This window comes from Sphingobacterium sp. LZ7M1 (genome assembly GCF_024296865.1).
Classification (GTDB): domain Bacteria; phylum Bacteroidota; class Bacteroidia; order Sphingobacteriales; family Sphingobacteriaceae; genus Sphingobacterium.
The window spans coordinates 245614-266074 of sequence record NZ_CP101134.1 but is presented as its reverse complement, the minus strand read 5'-3'; the positions used below and the strand labels follow the sequence as shown (position 1 = coordinate 266074).

Annotated in this window: 19 protein-coding genes; 8 read left to right on the top strand and 11 right to left on the bottom strand. The window is 41.5% G+C overall.

What is annotated here, in order from left to right; genetic code table 11:
• Positions 1 to 61: 61 nt before the first annotated feature.
• Positions 62 to 298, bottom strand: coding sequence for a DUF3820 family protein (locus tag NMK93_RS01145; RefSeq protein ID WP_093101203.1), 237 nt, complete (start codon positions 296 to 298; stop codon positions 62 to 64).
• Positions 279 to 1031, bottom strand: a complete 753-nt coding sequence (locus NMK93_RS01140) for a glycosyltransferase family 2 protein (RefSeq protein WP_254526612.1) — start codon at positions 1029 to 1031, stop codon at positions 279 to 281. Before NMK93_RS01140 ends, NMK93_RS01145 begins: the two co-directional genes overlap by 20 nt.
• Before the next feature lie 683 nt (positions 1032 to 1714).
• Between NMK93_RS01140 and NMK93_RS01135 the strand changes: the two genes are divergently transcribed.
• A complete protein-coding gene (locus tag NMK93_RS01135; protein WP_214649507.1) occupies positions 1715 to 2407 on the top strand; it encodes an FkbM family methyltransferase in 693 nt (230 codons plus the stop codon).
• Between the two features lie 2 nt (positions 2408 to 2409).
• On the opposite strand, the gene NMK93_RS01130 is transcribed toward NMK93_RS01135, so the two are convergent.
• Positions 2410 to 3327, bottom strand: coding sequence for a sugar transferase (locus NMK93_RS01130; RefSeq protein WP_254526613.1), 918 nt, complete (start codon positions 3325 to 3327; stop codon positions 2410 to 2412).
• Positions 3328 to 3451: 124 nt separating this feature from the next.
• Here NMK93_RS01130 and NMK93_RS01125 point away from each other — a divergent pair, with 124 nt between their 5' ends.
• The 3 genes from NMK93_RS01125 to NMK93_RS01115 are packed head-to-tail and all read left to right on the top strand — an operon-like array spanning position 3452 to position 7378.
• A complete protein-coding gene (locus NMK93_RS01125; protein ID WP_254526614.1) occupies positions 3452 to 4906 on the top strand; it encodes a lipopolysaccharide biosynthesis protein in 1455 nt (484 codons plus the stop codon).
• Positions 4906 to 6279 (top strand): hypothetical protein, encoded by a 1374-nt coding sequence (locus NMK93_RS01120; protein ID WP_254526615.1) that lies wholly within the window; start codon positions 4906 to 4908, stop codon positions 6277 to 6279. The genes NMK93_RS01125 and NMK93_RS01120 overlap by 1 nt, the downstream gene beginning before the upstream one ends.
• Positions 6257 to 7378 carry a CapA family protein gene (locus NMK93_RS01115; protein WP_254526616.1) on the top strand — a complete coding sequence of 374 codons (1122 nt, stop codon included), beginning with the start codon at positions 6257 to 6259 and terminating at the stop codon, positions 7376 to 7378. The genes NMK93_RS01120 and NMK93_RS01115 overlap by 23 nt, the downstream gene beginning before the upstream one ends.
• Here the strand turns inward: NMK93_RS01115 and NMK93_RS01110 are convergent.
• From NMK93_RS01110 to NMK93_RS01095, 4 genes are all read right to left on the bottom strand, one after another.
• Positions 7375 to 8118 carry a DeoR/GlpR family DNA-binding transcription regulator gene (locus NMK93_RS01110; RefSeq protein ID WP_185212958.1) on the bottom strand — a complete coding sequence of 248 codons (744 nt, stop codon included), beginning with the start codon at positions 8116 to 8118 and terminating at the stop codon, positions 7375 to 7377. The genes NMK93_RS01115 and NMK93_RS01110 overlap by 4 nt on opposite strands.
• A gap of 59 nt (positions 8119 to 8177) precedes the next feature.
• Positions 8178 to 9425 (bottom strand): hypothetical protein, encoded by a 1248-nt coding sequence (locus NMK93_RS01105; protein ID WP_254526617.1) that lies wholly within the window; start codon positions 9423 to 9425, stop codon positions 8178 to 8180.
• A gap of 120 nt (positions 9426 to 9545) precedes the next feature.
• On the bottom strand, positions 9546 to 10271 hold the full coding sequence (locus NMK93_RS01100; protein ID WP_093101186.1) for a YebC/PmpR family DNA-binding transcriptional regulator: 726 nt from the start codon (positions 10269 to 10271) through the stop codon (positions 9546 to 9548).
• A gap of 1 nt (position 10272) precedes the next feature.
• The gene (locus NMK93_RS01095; protein ID WP_185212956.1) at positions 10273 to 11223 is read right to left on the bottom strand and encodes an NAD-dependent epimerase/dehydratase family protein; all 951 of its coding nucleotides are present in this window, start codon (positions 11221 to 11223) and stop codon (positions 10273 to 10275) included.
• Between the two features lie 371 nt (positions 11224 to 11594).
• Here NMK93_RS01095 and NMK93_RS01090 point away from each other — a divergent pair, with 371 nt between their 5' ends.
• Positions 11595 to 12584, top strand: a complete 990-nt coding sequence (locus NMK93_RS01090) for an aspartate-semialdehyde dehydrogenase (RefSeq protein WP_185212955.1) — start codon at positions 11595 to 11597, stop codon at positions 12582 to 12584.
• Between the two features lie 349 nt (positions 12585 to 12933).
• On the opposite strand, the gene NMK93_RS01085 is transcribed toward NMK93_RS01090, so the two are convergent.
• A complete protein-coding gene (locus tag NMK93_RS01085) occupies positions 12934 to 13899 on the bottom strand; it encodes a kelch repeat-containing protein (protein WP_254526618.1) in 966 nt (321 codons plus the stop codon).
• Positions 13900 to 13932: 33 nt separating this feature from the next.
• On the bottom strand, positions 13933 to 15291 hold the full coding sequence (locus NMK93_RS01080) for a DUF4270 family protein (RefSeq protein ID WP_254526619.1): 1359 nt from the start codon (positions 15289 to 15291) through the stop codon (positions 13933 to 13935).
• 272 nt (positions 15292 to 15563) lie between these two features.
• On the opposite strand from NMK93_RS01080, the gene NMK93_RS01075 reads away from it, so the two are divergent.
• The 3 genes from NMK93_RS01075 to pncA are packed head-to-tail and all read left to right on the top strand — an operon-like array spanning position 15564 to position 18327.
• Positions 15564 to 16991: a sensor histidine kinase KdpD gene (locus NMK93_RS01075; RefSeq protein ID WP_254526620.1), complete on the top strand. Its 1428-nt coding sequence runs from the start codon at positions 15564 to 15566 to the stop codon at positions 16989 to 16991.
• Positions 16992 to 17042: 51 nt separating this feature from the next.
• Positions 17043 to 17717 (top strand): response regulator transcription factor, encoded by a 675-nt coding sequence (locus tag NMK93_RS01070; protein ID WP_254526621.1) that lies wholly within the window; start codon positions 17043 to 17045, stop codon positions 17715 to 17717.
• Between the two features lie 19 nt (positions 17718 to 17736).
• Positions 17737 to 18327: a bifunctional nicotinamidase/pyrazinamidase gene (gene pncA / locus NMK93_RS01065; protein WP_254526622.1), complete on the top strand. Its 591-nt coding sequence runs from the start codon at positions 17737 to 17739 to the stop codon at positions 18325 to 18327.
• On the opposite strand, the gene NMK93_RS01060 is transcribed toward pncA, so the two are convergent.
• A complete protein-coding gene (locus NMK93_RS01060; protein ID WP_185215807.1) occupies positions 18328 to 19764 on the bottom strand; it encodes a M28 family peptidase in 1437 nt (478 codons plus the stop codon). It abuts the gene before it with no gap.
• Positions 19765 to 19797: 33 nt separating this feature from the next.
• Positions 19798 to 20454 (bottom strand): tRNA (guanosine(46)-N7)-methyltransferase TrmB, encoded by a 657-nt coding sequence (gene trmB, locus NMK93_RS01055; protein ID WP_254526623.1) that lies wholly within the window; start codon positions 20452 to 20454, stop codon positions 19798 to 19800.
• Positions 20455 to 20461 lie beyond the last annotated feature (7 nt).

The following is a 20461-nucleotide window of genomic DNA, read 5'->3' as shown; positions in this document are numbered from 1 at the left end:
TTTAATGTTTAAAATTATGCTGCAAAGATAAAAAAATTGGACGACCAAAAATTGATATTCATCACTTTTTGACCAATGGCTTTAATAAATACTCCAGACCATTGAGTTTTATTTCATAGAGAGTTTCCAACAGGATCCCGATTTTGCCCGGCGGAAATCCCTTCTGTTTGAACCAAGCCAAATACGGCTCCGGCAAGTTCATCAATAGGTACCCTTGATATTTCCCAAAGGGCATCCTACTGTTGGCCAGTTCAACCAAAAGATTGGGATTTAAAAAATTAGTCTCTTGTTTTGCCATGCTTAAATCGATGTACCAGTAGGCGCATGGCGATAACACCATGGTTGATTAGGTTAGGAACAATACCATAGTATTTCTTAAAGATCTCGTAGCGTTCCTTCAAACTCTGCTTGTGTCGCTGCTGTGACATCCCACCTACCAAATATTTGGCAACATAATCTTTCACATTCACGACTTTGTTCGCTTTTTGGGCAGCTCTGATCACCCAGTCTATATCTGAACTCAATTTGTACTGCAGATCATAGGGAGCTGTCAAGCTGCGCTTGATATAGATGGCCTGATGACAGACATTCATGCCATATTTAAAGGATTGCCAATCGAAATGAGCCGGCGTTTTATGACGACGGTCCCCAATAATCTCACGGTCCTCATTGATCAACTTGGTCTCTCCATAATAGATATCCGCATGGTCTTCATTGCCAAAGATTTTCTCCAAGGTATTGGGAGCAAAAAGTTCATCCCCTGAATTCAGGAACAGCACATAATCGCCCGTAGCAAGGGCCAAGCCTTTGTTCATTGCGTCGTAAATGCCATTATCCTTTTCAGAAACCAAGATATTGATCAAATCCTTATACTCAGCAATGACATCCAGGGTTCCATCCGTAGACTTGCCGTCCACCACAATATATTCGATATTAGGGTAGGTCTGCTGATCTACAGAAGCTAGGGTAAATCCGATATCCCTAACATTATTGTAAACAATGGTAATGATTGAAACCTTAGGATAAGCCATGCTTAAGGGTATTATTAATATTTGTTAACCTTGCAAAAATAGGCATTTGAACGTTAATAACGCAGCGAGGCTGAAATCTTTATCAACATCTTTTGTGTCACCCTGAGGGCTTGCCGAAGGGTGACACAGAAAGGTATAGAAAAACATTTCACCCACGCTGTGGGTTCGCCATTACAAACATCTAATTTCTACAAACATTTCACCCCCGTTGGAGGTTTCTCAATACAAAAATCATACTTCCAGAGGAAGCCCTTTAGCCTCCGGCTCATTTCCAATGGCGGAAAAATGGAAAGAATGCCGTTGCCCCGTGCGATGGGATTGGCCTTGGAATGCTTTCAAAAGATCATCCCTTTGGATGGGAGGATCTTTTGAAAGATATTCCCGACAACAAGGCATTCTTTTCATGTGCGGATGACCGTGCGAAAAAGCCATCTTAAATGAGCCGAAGCGTTTTGGTTACTTTTGCACCTCAAAAGTAACGAAGAGAATTGGTGTCCATGAGCTCCTTCGTCGGTTTGGTTACTTTTGCGCCTCAAAAGTAACATAGAACCCTTCAAAAGGAATCAACATTCATCCACAAAACTGTTAAATGCTCCTAAATTTTTTACCCGTCTTACCTACCTGAAAAAAAATAATTGTACATTGATTGCAAAATACTAACAATTGTAAATTGCTTTGGCCCAATGTCTAAAATCAAGAAAGCTATCTTAAACTATTTCCCGATCCATAAATTTTTCCATGCACGTTCATTTTCACAAGAAGGCGAGGACATGGTCCTTAGAGGTTTTTATGAAGGACGAAAAAACTACAAAGGATTTTATGTAGACGTAGGTGCCCATCACCCCTATAGATTCTCCAACACCATGTACTTCTACAAAAAAGGCTGGCGTGGAATTAACATTGAGCCCTCCCCTGAGGCCATGAAATGGTTCAGATGGTTTAGGACCAAAGATGTCAACCTCAATATTGGCATCAGCGAAAGCCCTCAAGAATTGACTTATTATTGCTTCAACGAACCCGCATTGAACGGATTTTCCCAAGAAATATCTGAAAAAAGAGATGGCCTGAATGCAAAATACCACCTGATAAAGACTATCCCCGTACCAACACTACCTCTAAAAGAGGTTTTGCAAAAGCACCTGCCAAAAGGGAAAAAGATCGACTTCCTTTCTGTTGATGCCGAAGGATTTGACCTGATCGTCTTGAACAGCAATGATTGGCAACAGTTTAGACCTAGCTTTGTCCTAGTTGAAGAAGAACTCTCCATTGCTGACCTGGATAAATCTGAAGTCTTTCAATTGATGCTCGACAAAGGATACGCTTTAGTAGCAAAAACCAAAAGGACTTTATTCTTTAAGAATTTAGAAGAGAAATAAACTTACAGCTTTCGCATCTTACGCTCCAACATCTTCTTTTCTATAAATTTCGCTAACCTTTCAAAAAAGGTTCCCTTGCGATTTTTATAGAAATGCTTGATGGCCTGGAATGCCAAAGGATCTTCTTCGATGATCACCGGGAATTTGCGGACAGGCTTTTTAGAAAGCTCTACCCGATAGACCTTATCAACATCCGAATGGGTTCCAGATCCGTCTGTTCCCGTGTTTTGGACAAATGAAAACCTGGGATACAAGACCAGTCCACCTTTGTTGAAAACCGACAGGTACCAACGGATTGCCCAGGAATTGATTTTGCCGGCCTTGAATTGTTTGACCTGCTTCCAGAAATTCTCGGAGTTATCCACGCTAAAGGCTTTCTTTTGTTTACGGGTAAAATCCTTGGTCAACTCCTCAATATCGGGATTGAAATGTTGCCAGGCCCTATCCCATGTTGCCCAGCCCCAACTATTGGCTACCCGGAAGAAAAAAGATTGTGGCAGTTTCTTGGGCTTATCCACTGGATACATATAGCCCGAAATCTCCATCACCTTTTCCTGATCTTGATAATGGTTGAGCGCATCATTGAAGTATTGAAGGGCAAAACTGGAGGTTTCCAGGTCATCCTCCAGAACGATGATTCTTCCATGTTTCTGCAGCACCTGGGTTACCCCTTCGATGATACTGTTGGCAAGTCCCTTGTTTTGGGAGCGTTCGATGATATAGATATGCTTAAACTTCCAAGGTTCACGGATGATGGAACGTACTTGGTTGACAGCCTCGATATCTTGGGCCGTTTTTGCCCCATCTGAAAAAATGTATATATCGGATTGCTCCGCCAAACTGTTGGCCTCAAGAGCGGATAATGTCTTACGGGTATGAACAGGTCTATTGTAAACAAATAAAGCGATTGGTGCTAGCATGTGAAAAGGAAAATCAATCTATTCTAAATCAAATATATGAGTAAATCTCGTAATGCATTAAGTATAATGCTTTTTTCTTATGCTGTACAAGAATCTTTCCTAAATTTGTTGATTAATCCAATACATGAGCGAAAACACGAAAAACATCACCATCAATGGGCTATTCTGGAATACCTTGGATCGATTCGGCAATCAGGCCATCGTTACCATCGTCGCGATCATTACGGCCAGGATCATAAGCCCCGATGAGTTTGCTGTGATCGCTGCCCTGGCGATATTTTCCATTATTGCGACTACCTTTGTAGATAGTGGATTGGCGACTTCGTTGGTCAGGACCAAGGTAGTGGATGAATTGGACTATTCTTCCATGTTCATCTTCAACCTCTCCGTAAGTGCCATTATCTACCTGATCCTCTATTTTGCATCCCCATATATCGAAAGATACTACAATATCCCAGGCCTTGCCCTTTATGCTAGGGTCTTGTTCCTGCAGATTATTATCCAATCCTTTAGTATTGTACAATACGTAAAGATCCTCAAGAAGTTTCAATTCCATTTAACGACCAGGATCAATGTATTGGCCGTCCTTTTTGCCGGTATTATTGTGATCATTGTTGCCCTATTGGGCTATGGAGTATGGGCATTGATTTTACAACCCCTTTTGTACACCCTGTTCAGGACGGTAATGCTATGGATGTGGGGTGATTGGAAAGTAAATTTCGCATTCAGTGGAGCATCCTTAAAAAAGCATCTTTCGTTCTCCCTTTCCTTTATGGTTTCAAACATGTTGGGCAAGGTACTCTCTCCTTTTTATGCCTCCTTTATCGGCAAATTTTATACTCCTGCTCAGGTAGGATACTATTACCAAGGTAATAAATGGGGAGAAACAGCAGGGCAGACCATTACCGCTATTTTGCAGGGAACGACCCTGTCTACCTTGACCCCTATCCAAGACGACCTCCCAAGGTACTTGAATGCCAGCAGAAAAACATTGACTAGCCTTGCATTCGCTTTGATGCCAATCAGTTTTCTGGCCATTGCAGTGGCTAAACCAGGTTTTGTTTTCTTCCTAACGGACACCTGGGTATCATCGATACTGCTGTTCCAAATATTATGTTTCGCCAGTATCTTCACTTCATTGACCGATCTGAATGCGAACTTCCTGAATATCAAGGGGCGCTCTAAACTTTTCCTGATCTTGGAAATCACCAAGGTTTCCTTGGCCATCATTACCCTGTTTTTCACCTACAGACATGGTTTGGTCATGATTGCTCTTGGACTCGTTGCCGTCAGGATCATTTGCTATATTATTGCAGCAGTCATGAGCGGTAGGGTTTATGGCTACAACCTGTTCATGCAGGTCAAAGACCTTTTGCCGACGACCCTGATTTCCATCATAGCGGCTGGAGTGGCTTATTTACCGCTCTTTTTTAACCTAATACCGAATTACTTGCTACTCATCATAGTACAAAGCCTTATATTCGTAGTTATTTATGTTGGAGCCAATCATCTGATCAAAAATGATATCTGGTTGGAAATCTTGGGCATGTTAAAGAAGAAATTAGCGAAAAAATCTTAATGGAAGTTGCAAAAGGAAATTGGGTAGGTTATCAAACTGTATTCTATAATCTTAAGACCGGAAGACACAGTCAGGACATCAATGAGGTCATTGATTATGCCAATCTGGAAATTGACCCAGAAGGCTTAGCAGCTTATCTAGATTTTGGCTATAGCGTATTTGGACATACCCCAGTCAAAGACGTACGATACTTATTGCCCAACCAGGTTTTAATTCTTGAAAACGGGAATCTCTCCATAAAAGAGACTAATGATGACACCTTAAAGCTGTTGGGCAAGAAATCCCATGAGGATGATGTCTTACATAAACTAAGCTCCGCATTAAATAATTGGGCGGATGGATTTAAAGATGATATCTTGATTCCGACCAGTGGTGGATTTGATTCAAGGCTGATGAATGTCCTGTTGAAGGACAGGAACAGGATCCATGCCTATACCTATGGCACCTCCTTAAATCAGGACGAATCACGCGAGGCCGTTTATGCCGGTCTGCTTTCCAAAAGATTGCACACAAAATGGAATAGGATTCCCCTAGGCAAGTTCAATGTCTATATGGATCAATGGTATGATCAATTTGGTCCTGCCGTTGCTGCCTCTGGCACTTACCATATGGAATTCTATGACAAGATCAAACAATTGGAGGCAGGCAACCCAATGCAGCTTCTTAGCGGAATTATCGGTGATGCCTGGGCAGGAGCAGTCAAAGTTCCCATGATAGATAGCGCTGCCTCTTACCGTACTCTTGGGTACACCCATGGCATGAGCGCTGATTCCAAGTTAGCCATGAATATTGACTATAGTGGCATTGTCGAGCCTATTTATGATCGACAGAAAGAATATTTAGATTCCCCTGAATATCGTATCATCACCGCCATGCGGACCAAGATGATGATGTTGCAATATTTAATATCTGTGCCGGCCAAAATGGGCTATCCAGGCTATTCTCCTTTCGTCGATGAGGACATTGCCATTTCCATGCTGAACCTTCCCCAGGAAAGAAGGGAAAATCGTGCTTGGCAAAGGGATTTCTTTAGAAAAAACAACCTCCTGTTCGAAGAGGAAAAACATAGATATACCTATCAGAATTCACTCAATTATTACGCTCTGCTGAACGAAACCTTGACCCCTTTAGATATAAATCTATTGAAGGAATGCCTGATCCCTGAATACTTAAGCTGGATCAACCAAAAGGTCATGCATATCGGCAGAAAGGAAAAAATCTTCCAAACTTTGATGCATACCCCTAAGGTTAAGGGCGTTTTGAAATTATTAGGTGCAAAAAACGATTTATTGGAAGCTTATTTTGCTTATATTACAATCAAACCGATTGAAACTTTATTGAGAAAAAGAAATGCAAGCAACATCCAAGCATAAGTTTGTCTTTGTTGGAGATATTGTCTGTGAAAAAGCACCACAATTCTCTCCTAGCCTTAAGGAATTATTTAAATCTGCTGACCTAAAATCATGCAATTTTGAAGCCCCTATCCAAGGCGTTGGACAGCCGATCCATAAAACAGGTCCCCTGGTCGCCCAAAACAAAAACGCTCCAACCTGGCTGCAAGCACTCGGTTTCAATTGCTTTTCATTAGCTAACAACCATATCTATGATTTTGGCGAAGAAGCCCTGCTCAAAACGATTGATCTATTTCCCCGTCAGGAAATCTTAGGTGTGGGTTCTGAAGAAGAGGCTTATGGCTTAAAAACCTGGACTTTTGATGACATAAAGTATGGCTTCTTGGCTTATGGAGAAAATGGGTATGGCGCATTGAATGGCGACCGGTTGGTCGGTCATGCTTGGGTCAATGCCAAACGGGTAAACGCCGATATCCAACAATACCGAAAACAGGTGGATATCCTGATCGTACAAATCCATGCTGGGGTGGAACTATTGGATGTGCCTATTCCGGAATGGAAGGAACGCTATAAGGAATTGATTGATTTAGGTGTTGATGTCATCATCGCACACCATCCCCATGTCGTTCAGGGCATAGAAGAATATAACGGTAAATTGATCGCCTATAGCCTTGGTAACTTTTATTTTGAATATCCTGCAAATCACCCGCAATGGAACGTAGGCGGCGTACTGGAACTGGAATTCGAAAACAAGAAGCTGAGCAAGCACTTCCTCCATATTGTAGAAAAGAAAAAGCATCTGGTGGAATTGAAGGACGAAAAATTGTCCGCAGACTTTGTTAAGCCGCTCTCTGCCAAGTTGGCAAATGAAGAGTATGTGGAATATGTCAATAAAAAGGCTGTTGAAGAATGGAAGAAACACCATGCTTCCTACTATGCCAAACCATTTAACGGTCTGGCGGGATACAGTGTCTTTAAGCTACTGAAACACGCAAAGAGAACGCTATTCAACCGCAGGATAAACTATAACCTGCTTTGGCACAACCTCTTTATCGAAAGCAACAAATGGCTCGTTGAGAGAGCCATTCGTGTAAAGACCTTTGGAAAAAAACCAAATTAAATAATGGTTATCTGTTTACTGAATTCTTCTAGACTTGGATGTTTAGGATTTAAGTCCGTAATGAGATAAGTAATATCTTTTAATGGGCAAACCCTAAGCTTTTGGTTGGAATTTAATTTCTCGACAATACTCAGTACCCCTAATTTCTGCGAACATTTGATCATCGCTTTCTTGATCTGAACAACTTCCCAATCGGAATCGGTTACCCCCTCTTCTACAGAAAGACTGTTCGTCCCCAACAGACATAGATCGACCTTGATATCTGATAACTCATTGATTACCTGCGACCCTGACACAACATTCGTGTTCCTGGAAAGCTTTCCTCCCAAAAGGAAGACCTCTAGGTTCTCCTTCTCCGCCAACTCCAATGCGACTAAAGGACTGATCGTGAAAAAGGTACACTGAACATCTTTTGGAACCAAACGTGCCAATTCAATCATACTGGTTCCCCCTCCGACCAAGATGGTCATTCCACTTTGAATCAACGATATAGCCTTGGAAGCAATCTCTTTTTTAGCTTCTTTGGCATAAACATTCCCCTCTTGGAAGGGATATTGAAAAGACTTAGATAATGCACCTCCATATACCTTCAAAACTTTACCACTCTCCGCCAACTCGTTCAAATCACGACGAATGGTATCTTCCGAAACATTCAGCTGAACGCTCAGATCTGAGGATAAAACTTTATTATGTATGTTGATTTGGTGTATTATATAGGCTTGCCTTTCTTCTTTTAACATAATTTATACGCGCTTTTGAAATTAAAAATATAAAATAAATGGGATTATCCATATTCTTTCTAATCCTCCTTATCTTTTTGATCTGATGATTTCCTAGCCACAAAACGCGGCTTGAAACCTACTGGTTTTGTTGTTTGGGTAGATGGTTCTTCAGTTGGAGCACTTGATTGCTCAGGATGGGGATCCTTGTCCTCCTGGTTAGTTGTCGTTTTGGTAACACCAGCCTTAAACCTTGGTTTAAAGCCAGTAGGCTTAGATGTATTTTCTTCTGCAAGTTTATCTTCTGTAACATCTGTTGCAGGTTGATCTTCCTGTAGCTTATTTTTAGGTTCGGAATCCGAAGAGGAGCCCTCTTTCTCCTCCAGCTTTTTAGGCAGGTTCGCCGCCTTAAACCTTGGCGTAAAGCCTTTTGGTTTAGCAGGAGAAGCAGCATTCTTGTTTTCCTCAGCATTTTCTACCGATGTTTCCGCTTGGGCTTCTTCCGGCTTTTCTTCTTCTACTTTTTTAGGTAGGTTCGTTGCTTTATATCTTGGCGTAAAGCATTTTGGTTTCGCAGGAACTACAGCCTCCTTGTTCTCCTCAGCATTTTCTGCCGATGTTTCCCCTTGGGCTTCTTCCGGCTTTCCTTCCTCTACTTTTTTAGGTAGGTTCGATGCTTTAAACCTTGGCGTAAAGCCTTTTGGTTTCGCAGGAGCAACAGCCTCCTTGTTTTCTACAGCATTTTCTGCCGATGTCTCCGCTTGGGCTTCTTCCGGCTTTTCTTCTTCGACCTTTTTAGGTAGGTTAGTTGCTTTAAACCTTGGCGTAAAGCCTTTTGGCTTGGCTACGGTCTCCTCAGCCTCTTTAATCGCTTCAGTTGCCTTATCCACTTCAATGCTGCCGCTTAGGTCATCCTGTTTTTCGGGAGGAGCAGCGGCCTTAAAACGAGGCTTAAAGCCTGTCGGCGCTTTGGCAGCTGGATTGGTCTCTGTTTCTTCCGTTGACTTCTCTTCAACAGGTTTGACAGCAGCTTTAAATTTAGGACGGAATCCTGCTGGTTTGGCAGCGGCTGGCGCAGTGCTGCTAGGTGCAGCTGTAGAAGATGCTTCTGCTTTGATTTCGGCTTTCTTCGGTTCCGAGATTTCGATCTCCTTCAAGAGGTAATCTTTCCTTAGCCTATTGAACCAGAACTTCTTGCTGTGATCAAAACTCTTTTCACCCATCAAAGCATAATCTCTATCAAATTCTTGATAAAGTTCAGGCTTCGCTTTTTGCAAAGCATTGATGTCAATTTTCTTTTTCGTGAAAAACTCGGTGAACGAAAGCATATACAAATGTATACATTTAGACCAAAAAACGCACAGGAACTGAACTTTCTTCAAATCCCCCCGTATTAAAACAGAAAAAGAGGGCGAGCCCTCTTTTATGTTTTAATATCCTGATCTGGATTAGTCCATGTTGTGATATACCGCTTGTACGTCATCATCTTCTTCGATCTTATCGATCAATTTTAGGACGTCAGCAGCTTGCTCTTCAGACAGGGTCGTATGCGATAAAGCTATACGTTCTGTTTTTGCGGAAGAAACTTCAATCCCTTTTTCTTCTAAAAGGCGTTGCATGTTTCCAAAGTCCTCAAAGGAAGTTTGTACCACGATAATATCGTTTCCTTCCTCATCAGCCTCCACATATAATTCTTCCAGACCTCCGTCGATTAATTCCAACTCAAGTTCTTCCACATCGAGCTCATCGGTAGCCGGAAAGCGGAATACAGATTTCCTTTGAAAGATAAAATCCAGGGATCCGGTTTTACCTAGGGATCCACCAGCTTTGGTAAAATAACTTCTAACATTTGCTACTGTTCTGTTGGTATTATCAGTAGCGGTTTCGATCAATACAGGAACTCCATGAGGACCGTATCCTTCGTATACAAATTCTTCGTAACCTTTTGAATCCTTCTCAGAGGCTCTTTTAATAGCCGCTTCCACACGATCCTTCGGCATGTTCACTGCCTTAGCATTTTGGATTGCGGTACGTAAGCGGGAATTGTTCTCCGGGTGAGGACCGCCTTCTTTTACTGCGATTGCAATTTCTTTTCCAAGACGCGTAAATTGAACGGCCATTTTGGCCCAGCGTTTAAATTTTCTTTCTTTTCTAAATTCGAAAGCTCTACCCATTTTATTTTAGTTTTGTTTTAAGATTCTCCAGCATGTCTTGTGCCATCCCTGCCAGATCAAATGTCGGCTTCCAGCCCCAATCTGCTCTTGCTTGATCATCATTGATGCTCTTTGGCCATGAATCAGCAATTGCTTGACGCGGATCATTGTCTGAATAGGAGATTTCAAAATTAGGGAGAATTTTTTTAATTTCTTCAGCAATTTCTGTCGGAGTAAAACTAACCCCCGCAAGATTGTAGCTGGAACGGATCGTCAAACCCGCTGATGGTGCGTCCATTAACTCAATGGTCCCTCGAACCGCATCATCCATGTACAACATCGGCAACTCAGTTCCTGCATTCAGGAAGGAAGTGTATTTCCCTTGGCGGATTGCCTCAAAAAAGATATGGACTGCATAGTCCGTGGTACCTCCTCCTGGTTCGGTTCGCCAAGAGATAATGCCCGGATAACGAACACTGCGGATATCCAAACCATATTTGTTATGATAATATTCACATAAACGCTCTCCAGCCAATTTACTGATTCCATAAATGCTATTCGGATCCATCACACAATATTGAGGCGTGTTCTCTTTTGGTGAATGTGGGCCAAATACGGCAATCGAGCTAGGCCAGAAGATCTTCTTGATCCCCAACTCCACCGCTAGGTCCAATACATTCAAGAGACCGTTCATGTTCAGGTCCCAAGCTTTTTGTGGGTATTGCTCACCAGTAGCCGATAGCATCGCTGCCAATAAATAGATCTGGGTAGGTTTATATTTTAGGATCAAAGCTTTGATCGCTTCTTTGTCCAATACATTCAATGTTTCAAAGATCTCACCGTCGGCAATCTCTTTGGGTTCGCGTATATCTGAGGTGATAACATTTTCGTTTCCGAACTTGATTCGCAATGCTGCAGCTAACTCTGAACCAATCTGACCATTGGCTCCGATCATCAATATGACTTCTTTCATTATAGAAATGATAGTTTTATAAATTTAGTTATTTCAAGAACTTCTAAAATAATATGGCGAAATTACCAATTAAATGCCTGAATATGATGTTTCCCAGCATTTTGCGCAAACGTATGATTTAATTTTTTACATTCAAAAAGCATTCGGCCGTTTACGCTCTGTAAAACCAATTTTTCAATGAAACATTGTCAACGAAAACCCAATTTACCTGAACGTTTTACATCAAAAGACAAATCTTGTTGAACTTTATTCCATCATAGTGATAATCAATTATTAAAAGCGAAAATATTCCAAAAATGTTCAGGTTTATTTAGTATGTTTGTTACCTTAAGAAAATCAATAATAATTAAAATTTAAAGCAAATATTATTTATGAAAGTTGCAGTAGTAGGCGCGACTGGTCTAGTCGGGTCAGAAATGTTGACAGTGTTAGCGGAACGTAATTTCCCGGTTACAGAATTGATTCCTGTTGCTTCTGAAAGAAGTAAGGGTAAGGAAATCGAATTCAAGGGAAAGAAGTATAAGGTCGTGACTGCATCTGAAGCTATTGCTCTTAAACCTGATGTAGCCCTTTTCTCTGCTGGCGGCAGCACTTCTACGGAATATGCTCCCCTATTCGCGGAAGCTGGAATTACCGTTATCGACAATTCATCCGCTTGGCGTATGGACCCGAGCAAGAAATTGATCGTGCCTGAAGTAAATGGCGATGTATTGACTGCTGAAGACAAAATCATTGCAAACCCAAACTGTTCAACCATTCAAATGGTTGTCGTTATGAAGCCTTTGCATGAAAAATATAAAATCAAACGTGTTGTCGTATCTACTTACCAATCCGTAACCGGTACGGGCGTAAAAGCTGTTGATCAATTGATGAACGAGCGTAATGGCGTGGAAGGCGAAAAAGCTTATCCTTACCAGATCGACCTGAACGTAATTCCTCATATCGATGTATTCCAGGACAATGGATACACGAAAGAGGAAATGAAGATGATCCAAGAAACCAACAAGATCATGGGCGACGATTCCATCAAGGTTACGGCTACAACCGTACGTATCCCTGTAATCGGTGGTCACTCTGAATCGGTAAACATCGAGTTTGAAAACGAATTCGACTTGGCGGATGTACGTGCAGCCCTTGAAGCGCAAGAAGGTGTAGTGGTGGTAGATAATCCTGCCAACCTAGAATACCCAATGCCTAAAGATGCACACGGCAAGGACGAAGTATTCGTTGGTCGAATCCGTAGAGATGAGACCCAAGAGAAAACATTGAACCTATGGGTAGTTGCCGACAACCTTCGTAAAGGTGCGGCAACCAATGCGGTTCAAGTTGCAGAACTTTTATCTGCTAAAGGACTTATCTAAAAAATACTAGATCATTCAAGATTTAAGAGAAGTGGTAACCCGATAAAGGTTGCCACTTTTCTTTTATCCATAGCCAACTCAATCGGACATTACTGGAGGCTTTGAAACCCATATTATCCAAAAAAAATGGAGCTGTGGCTTCGGGGATTGTTTTGGTCTCATTCGAGACATATTCGGAAAATTCGGAATGTGTCTCGAATGAGACCAAACTTTATCCAGTATGTACCCCTCAAAAAAAGACCTCCTGAAAATAGGTCATTTCTTGGTTAACAACGGGGAATGAAAAGCTAAGTTCAATAAAAAAGGGATGACCTATAGGCCATCCCTTTTCTATCGTTATATAAAAATATTATCTAACTGGAGTGAACACGTAAGTGTCATCGAAGAAAGAGCCAGTTCCAGAATTACCAGTACTGATGTAACCTTTTCCTTTGATTGCGAAAGCAACTGATTTTTCACGAGCTGAAGGGATAGATTCGCTACCATCAGACCACGCGTTTTCAGCTGGATTATATTTCCATACTGTACTTACAACACCAGTTTGAGAGCGTCCTGAAACTACATAACCATTGCTGCCAATAGTAAATGCACTTGCATTAACGCGTCTTGCATCTTTGTTATCTTCAGTAAGGGATTTTTTCTTTTCCCATTTAGTACCATCAAATGAATAGAAATCATTTGTTGGAACACCATTGGAAATACCTCCACCTACATAAGCTACATTATTGATCACGAATGCATAAGCACCCATTTTCTTGTTGCTGAATGAAGTAGCAATTTCAGTCCATTTATCTGTAGCTGGATCATATTTATAGAAATCTGAGAAAGTCTCATCGGTAGCATTATTACCACCTAATCCTACGTATGCTGCATTACCTAAAGTAAATGCAACTGCAGAATGACGAGCATCACCTGGGAAATCAGCAATTTTTTTCCATGCATTAGTTGCAGGGTCATACTGATAAAAATCTTTTAGAGGTCCGGAAGTAACACCGTCATTTCCAAAACCTAATCCTACATATCCTTTTCCAGCAACTGCAAAGCCAACTCCACTATGTCTTTTAGGGCCAGTGAATTCTGCTTTTTTAGTCCAAGAAGTACCGTCGAATGAATAAGAGTCACTTAATAACTCATTATTTTTCATTTGTCCACCCACTAAATAAGCTACGTCATTGATTGTAAATGTTGCAGCACCATTTCTTGGTTTACCTGTTAGAACGATAGATGTTTCCCATTCAGTTGGACCAGTATCTGTATCTGTTGATTCCTCTTTTTTACATGAGTTAAATGTAGTAATTGCGAAGGCTCCTATCAAAAGTAGTACAAGCCAATTTCTCTTATTCATAGACTATTTAAATTTTGTATATACGATATTTAATTTAACTTTCGGTTCATTGTTTTGTGTCGCCAAAACGCTGGTATAAGGTGTAAAACCTAGACCTGCGGTCGGGAACATGGATAAGAATAAAGATTTATTACCCCATTCTGCATCCGTGGTATTTTTAATATACTCAATCATATTAAAAGTATACCTACCTTTTTTTCCTAAATTATCTGATTTAATGTATTGCGCAAATTGAGGGTCCCTTCCAAATGGCTGATGCACATAAGAAAGCGGAATCCTATTATCAGCAATCATTAATATTGGGTTTGGAATAGCTGGCATATAACCGGTATGCAAGGTTTCCAATTCAATAATCAGTTCTGCTTTATTGACAGCCAGTCCCTGTTGGGCCAAGAATTCCTTTAATGCAGGAAACTTGATTTCAGTAACAACACCTGTTCCACCTTGTAAATAGGTGATTCCAGCCGTATTCTTGCTCTCAAGGGCTTTGGTTGAACTCAATCCTTCAAATACTGTCCCCTGTACATCCTTGTCAAATTGATTGTACTGGAAAGCCTTTTCGGTCATGTTTAACACTTTAGATCCGGTCTTCTTGAAACCATCCGACCCTAGGTAGGAATAGTTAACCTTAACCTGTAGGGTGTCAGAGAAGCCGATAATCGCTGTATTCGTTTCCGCAGAAACCAAACTCAAGCCTTTAAAGTATTCTTGGAAATTGGAAGCTGAATTGAATGCGATATCAGAAGCTTTGATCTTGTTGAAGAACTCCGTACCCAACGCATCATTCAAGCGAATGGAAACCGTATCCTTCTTCGACTTCTTAGGCAAGAACTTTACAGAACCCAATTCATTTGCTGAATAGCTGACCTTTTGATGGCCAAAAATAGCCGGTCCAGTGATATAAAATGGATTTGGCTGCCCATTGAATGAATTATCTATAGTTTTTGTTTCTAAAGATTGGGTCAATCGGTGTGCAGAAATGGTCTGAAGTTTCGTGGTATCACCATATGCAATCCTCCAATAACTTGGTACCAACACTAAGTTTAAGGAGTCAAATTTGGCATTTGTTGGGATATCACTGGTTATACCTGTAGGGTTTAGTCGGAAATATGAAGTAGACTTCAAACTACCAGTGGTTGGTTGTGAAACTTTACCTACCAAGACCACTCCGCTACCTGAGGTAGGGATATTTGGCATCTGCAAGGTGGAAACGGTAGCACTCAGCGTATCATCTGAGGTTACGTTTAGGTTATCAAGATTGTCGTTATCCAACGAGATTGACATATCCTTATCACAACTTACTGTAAAGAGTGCACTTAAACCAAGAGTAGCAAAAAGAATAATTCGTAATTGTTTAATCATAAAATCATTAGTCTAGCAAAAGTATGGATTGCAGAAGTTTATCCCATGTTATTAAATGTTAAAATACACATCCAAAAACATGATTAATGGACTCAATTGACTTCTTCCATGAAAAATCTTTTGTAAGCAGCATAAATCTATTGAGCAAATAACGTATTATTAAGCAGAAATGCGACAATTTAAGTAGCACTTTGTTAATCAGTGTTATAATTTGTTAAAAGCCCACCAATATTTATGCGGAGCAAATCTACTAATTTAAATTTGTTTTAATTATGTTAAAAAAGTATAAAATATTGCTTGCTTCTATTGTCCTCACCATCGCTGGGATTATCGTTGTGCTGGGTTTTTGGTTATTTGGAAGTTATTTCGGCCATAAACAGTTCTTTTTGGGGATGACCGAACATGAGCTATTTGATGTGGTTCAGGACTTTTACAGCGAAAACGAGGAGCAAATCCAGAAGGAAAACCAAAATCAACGTAAGGACAGAATTGATAGGCTATCCATTGCTTTTAAGGAAAAATATCCGCAAATAAATGTAGATACCATAAAAAGCATCTTCGAGAACCAGAATTTCAACCGCAAGAACGATCGACAGAACGGAAGTGACTCCACAGGCAATTCCAAGAGCAAGATGAGCCGGCATTTTATTTCATCCTATGTCGTGCGTACCATCAATTGGAACGAGGCTACCATTGACTCCTTGCAGATTCGCCTGGAAAAATCATTAAGGGAAAGGGACATGTACTCGCCTTTTATATTGCAGATATCAAATCTGCCCAATGAAGAGGAGCGCAATAAGGAATTTTACCACCAACGCTATAAGGAAAGTAAATCTAGGCCCATTGTAATCGACCAAAGCGAAAACCTTTATCTCGAAGTGGATTACATCAATCCTACTGTTTACCTATTAAAGCAGATCGGTTGGCAGCTTTTCTTCTCATTAATGTTGATCATTGCGTTGATCGGAACATTCTGGACCCTGTTGGTGACCATCCGCAAACAGAACCAATTGGCCAAGATGCGGAAGGCCTTTGTGAACAACATGACCCATGAGCTAAAGACACCTGTCTCAACGGTAATGGCTGCCATAGAGTCTCTACAGCGTTATGGCGCAAAGGATGACAAAGAACGGATGAATAGGTACCTATCGATTTCCCGTCAGGAACTGGAGCACCTCTCTGACATGATAGAAAGGGTGTTGCAGGTGGATGTCGCTGAAACTAACGGCGTCTTGCTCGAAAAGACTTGGTTTGATCTCGACAACTTGATCGATGAATCGATGGAGAACGCTAAACTGTTTGCCAAAAAGGAAGTAGATATCCAAAAAACGCTTACCGGAGACTCCTTCCAAATCTTTGCGGATCAAGCCCATATCAAAAATGTCATCAACAACCTGCTCGACAATGCCATCAAGTATGCTGGAGATCAGGTAAAAATAAATATCGCCCTTTCTGAAAACGGTGACAGATACACACTTTCCATACAAGATAATGGCATAGGAATTCCTAAAGCCTATCAAAAAGGGGTGTTCGACCTGTTCTTCCGCGTGCCATCCGGCAACATTCACAATGTGAAAGGCTTCGGACTAGGCCTTGCCTATGTAAAGCAAATCGTACAGCAACATCAAGGGACTATCGATTTGAGCAGCGAAGAGGCAGTTGGCAGTACTTTTGTTATAGATTTACCAAAGCAGTCCTAATTCGATTGAAGGAAACGGATGTAATTTGATTAGCCAATTCAATTTAGGGAAATGACAAACATCTTATATGTAGAAGACGAGGAAAGCCTGGCCATGATTGTTTCTGACAGTTTGGAGGAACATGGTTTTGAAGTTCGGCATGTGCTGAATGGACAGCAGGCTATTGTATTCCATAACAAGTACAAACCGGATATTATTGTATTGGATGTGATGATGCCTATCATGGATGGATTCACGACGGCAAAGGAGATCAGGAAGAACGACCTCCTCACACCCATTATTTTCCTGACTGCGATGACGCAGACGGAAGATGTGGTCAAGGGCTTTAAATTAGGAGCTAACGACTATATTCGGAAACCTTTTAAAATCGAGGAACTGATTGTCCGGATCGAGGCTGCGCTCAAAAAGGTGGGACAAAGCATGTCCCCTAGCAAATTGATTCTCGGAAATTACACCCTCGATAGTGCAAAAAACACCCTCAGCATTGGGGATTCCACCGAAAAGCTCTCCTATAGGGAATCTGAACTGCTGAAGAGACTGATCGAAAACAAGGATAAGGTTGTCCCGCGAGACGAAATTATCCGTACCTATTGGAGCAATGACACGTATTTCACCGGTCGTAGCTTGGATGTGTTCATCAGCCGCATCCGGAAATACCTCGCTCAGGATGAACGGATCAAGATCAGCAATATCCGTGGAGTTGGTTATATGCTGTCGGTCGATTAATTTTTATTACATTAGAACTATGAAGGCACTGATTATTGTAGATGTTCAATACGATTTTTTACCGGGCGGATCATTGGAAGTAGCTAAAGGCGATGAAATCCTCCCTATTATAAACAGTATCCAAAAAGATTACGATTTAGTGGTTGCAACGCAGGATTGGCACCCCCAAGAACACCTGAGCTTTGCTAGCAAACACGAAGGCAAATTGCCGTTTGAGGTCATTGATCTGGATGGCCTTGAACAAGTCCTATGGCCAGATCATTGCGTGCAGGAAAGCTATGGCGCACAGATATCTGAAGATCTAGATAGCAGCCGAATTGAGGCCATCTTTAGAAAAGGCATGGACCCCAGAGTTGATAGCTATAGCGGTTTCTATGATAACGGCAAAAGGAAAGACACGGGACTGGCAGGTTACTTGAAGGCAAGAAAGATCGACGAAGTGCATGTATGTGGATTAGCGGCAGACTTCTGCGTATTCTTTACGGCAATGGATGCTATTTCGGAAGGTTTCAAGACCAGCATTATTTCCAAGGCAACAAAAGCGATAGATAAAGGTGCTTTCATGGAAAAGAAAAACACCTTTATCCAGGCAGGGGGTTCATTAATCTAATTATTTCCCCCAACGCCATTCTCCTGAGATCATTAGAGGCTCTTTCAACCCTTTAGATTCCAAGAATTTCACAATTTCATCATCCGAAAAACGTTGTGCTGGGATTGCTTTGGCATTGGCCAAGGCATATAGGTAGGCTGCACCTACTTTCACGGTCTGCTCCAATCCCTTTTTATCCACTAGGCTGAAAACGTCATTGTCAGAATGGTAATATAAGCCGGCATTGTTAGGCAACTTGCCTCCTGTTGCAGATCCTGTAGGGATCCCTTGCATCATAAATGGCTGGTGATCGCTGTGCAATCCTGCCCCTGAGGCATTTTTATTCTTAAAATCGGTATCCACTTCGGCATATACTCCGCCAAAGGAGTCCAATAAAGGCATCATTTCATCTCTACTTGTCGAGAATCCTGTAGGCGCATTGGTCATATCAAAGTTCAACATATATTTGATCTGACCCAAGGTCCCATTCTTGATGGCTTCAGCTACATAGGCTTTTGAACCTAACAAACCTTGTTCCTCGCCCATAAAGAGGACGAAATCAATGGAACGCTTTGGTTTTAGGTTCAGCTTTTTGAAAGTTCTTGCCATATCAATAATCGCATAGGATCCCAAACCATTGTCAATAGCTCCGGTCGCTAGGTCCCAACTGTCTAGGTGGCCCCCAATAACGATCTTTTCTTCGGGCAGCTCAGAACCTTTAATGGAAACAATAATATTCCTGGCCGTTGCTTCCTCCGCCTTATTGCGCATATTGATTTCGGCCTTTACCTTTTCTTTGGCTAAGGTCTCTTTCCATTTCATACCATCCTCCAAACCGATACAGATCGCTGGGATATCGATCAATTTCCCGGTAATGGAAGCTGTACCAGTCAGCAGTACATTGCCCTTGACACTGTTGATAAATACAATCCCTTTAGCACCATATTTCTCAGCTAAGGCTGTCTTTTCGGAACGGTGTAGATTTTTTAGGTTCTCTCCAGAATTAGGGAGAATGTGCAGGTAGACCAAGGCAATTTTCCCTTTGACTTGATCGCCAACCTTTTGATAGTCGGCCTCCAGCCCATTGCCTAGATCGACTAAATCCGCGGTGATATCGACCTTGACAGGAGAATGCGCCAAAGAAACGGTCGGCACCTCGCTGTTGTTGAGCTTGAGGTGCAACGATTCACGAGCCCAGCTCTGCGCGGAAAACGGTTGGTATTGGACCTCATAACCATAGGACTTCAGGAGGTTGAACACATGCTCTTCGGCTTTCTTGCCCTGTTCAGAACCCGTTAAGCGATGTCCTAGGTTTTCGGTACTGTATTTTAAACGTTCATAGGCTTCCGAATTGGTATTGATATCTTCATAAATACGCTGGAAGTCGGTTTTCAGATTATCTTGTGCTGATGCAAACTGATAACTTAATAAAAGGCAGATTAGGTAAATTCTTTTCATAATAAATGAATTTACGAAATCATTCTTAATTCGCTATGATTTTGCGAATTTCCATTGCACGTAATTGATGTTTTTATCTTCCGCCAAATACTTTTTCTCATAGTAGGTCTTGATGGACAGCACCTCATCCACTAAATCTGAATGATATAGGTCTTTGGTTTCCTTCAGTTTTGGCAAGCCCTGTAGGTCGATTTGCTCCAATGTATAAGCGAAGAAGCCATCGTTATCCGTTTTAAGGTGCATGATACCCTCTGGCACCAGGATCTCTTTATATCTTTCCAAAAATACCGGATTTGTCAAGCGCTTCTTTTCACGGCTATCCTGAGGTTGCGGGTCAGGGAAGGTAATCCAGATCTCAGAGACTTCTCCCTTTTCAAAATGTTCCAAGATGGTCTCGATCTGAATCCTCAGAAAACCAACATTATCAATGCCTTCTTCTAGGGCAGTCTTAGCACCACGCCAGATCCTGTTCCCTTTATAGTCAATACCAATAAAATTCTTTTCAGGAAACAATTTCGCAAGGTTTACGGTGTATTCACCCTTACCGCACGCCAACTCCAAGATCAAAGGCTTCTCATTCTGGAAGAAATCCTTTGCCCATTTACCCTTATATTCTTTTCCTGCATCCAGCTGTACCACATTCTTAAAAGTGGATACTTCAGCGAATTTTCTTAGTTTATCCTTACCCATAGCTGAT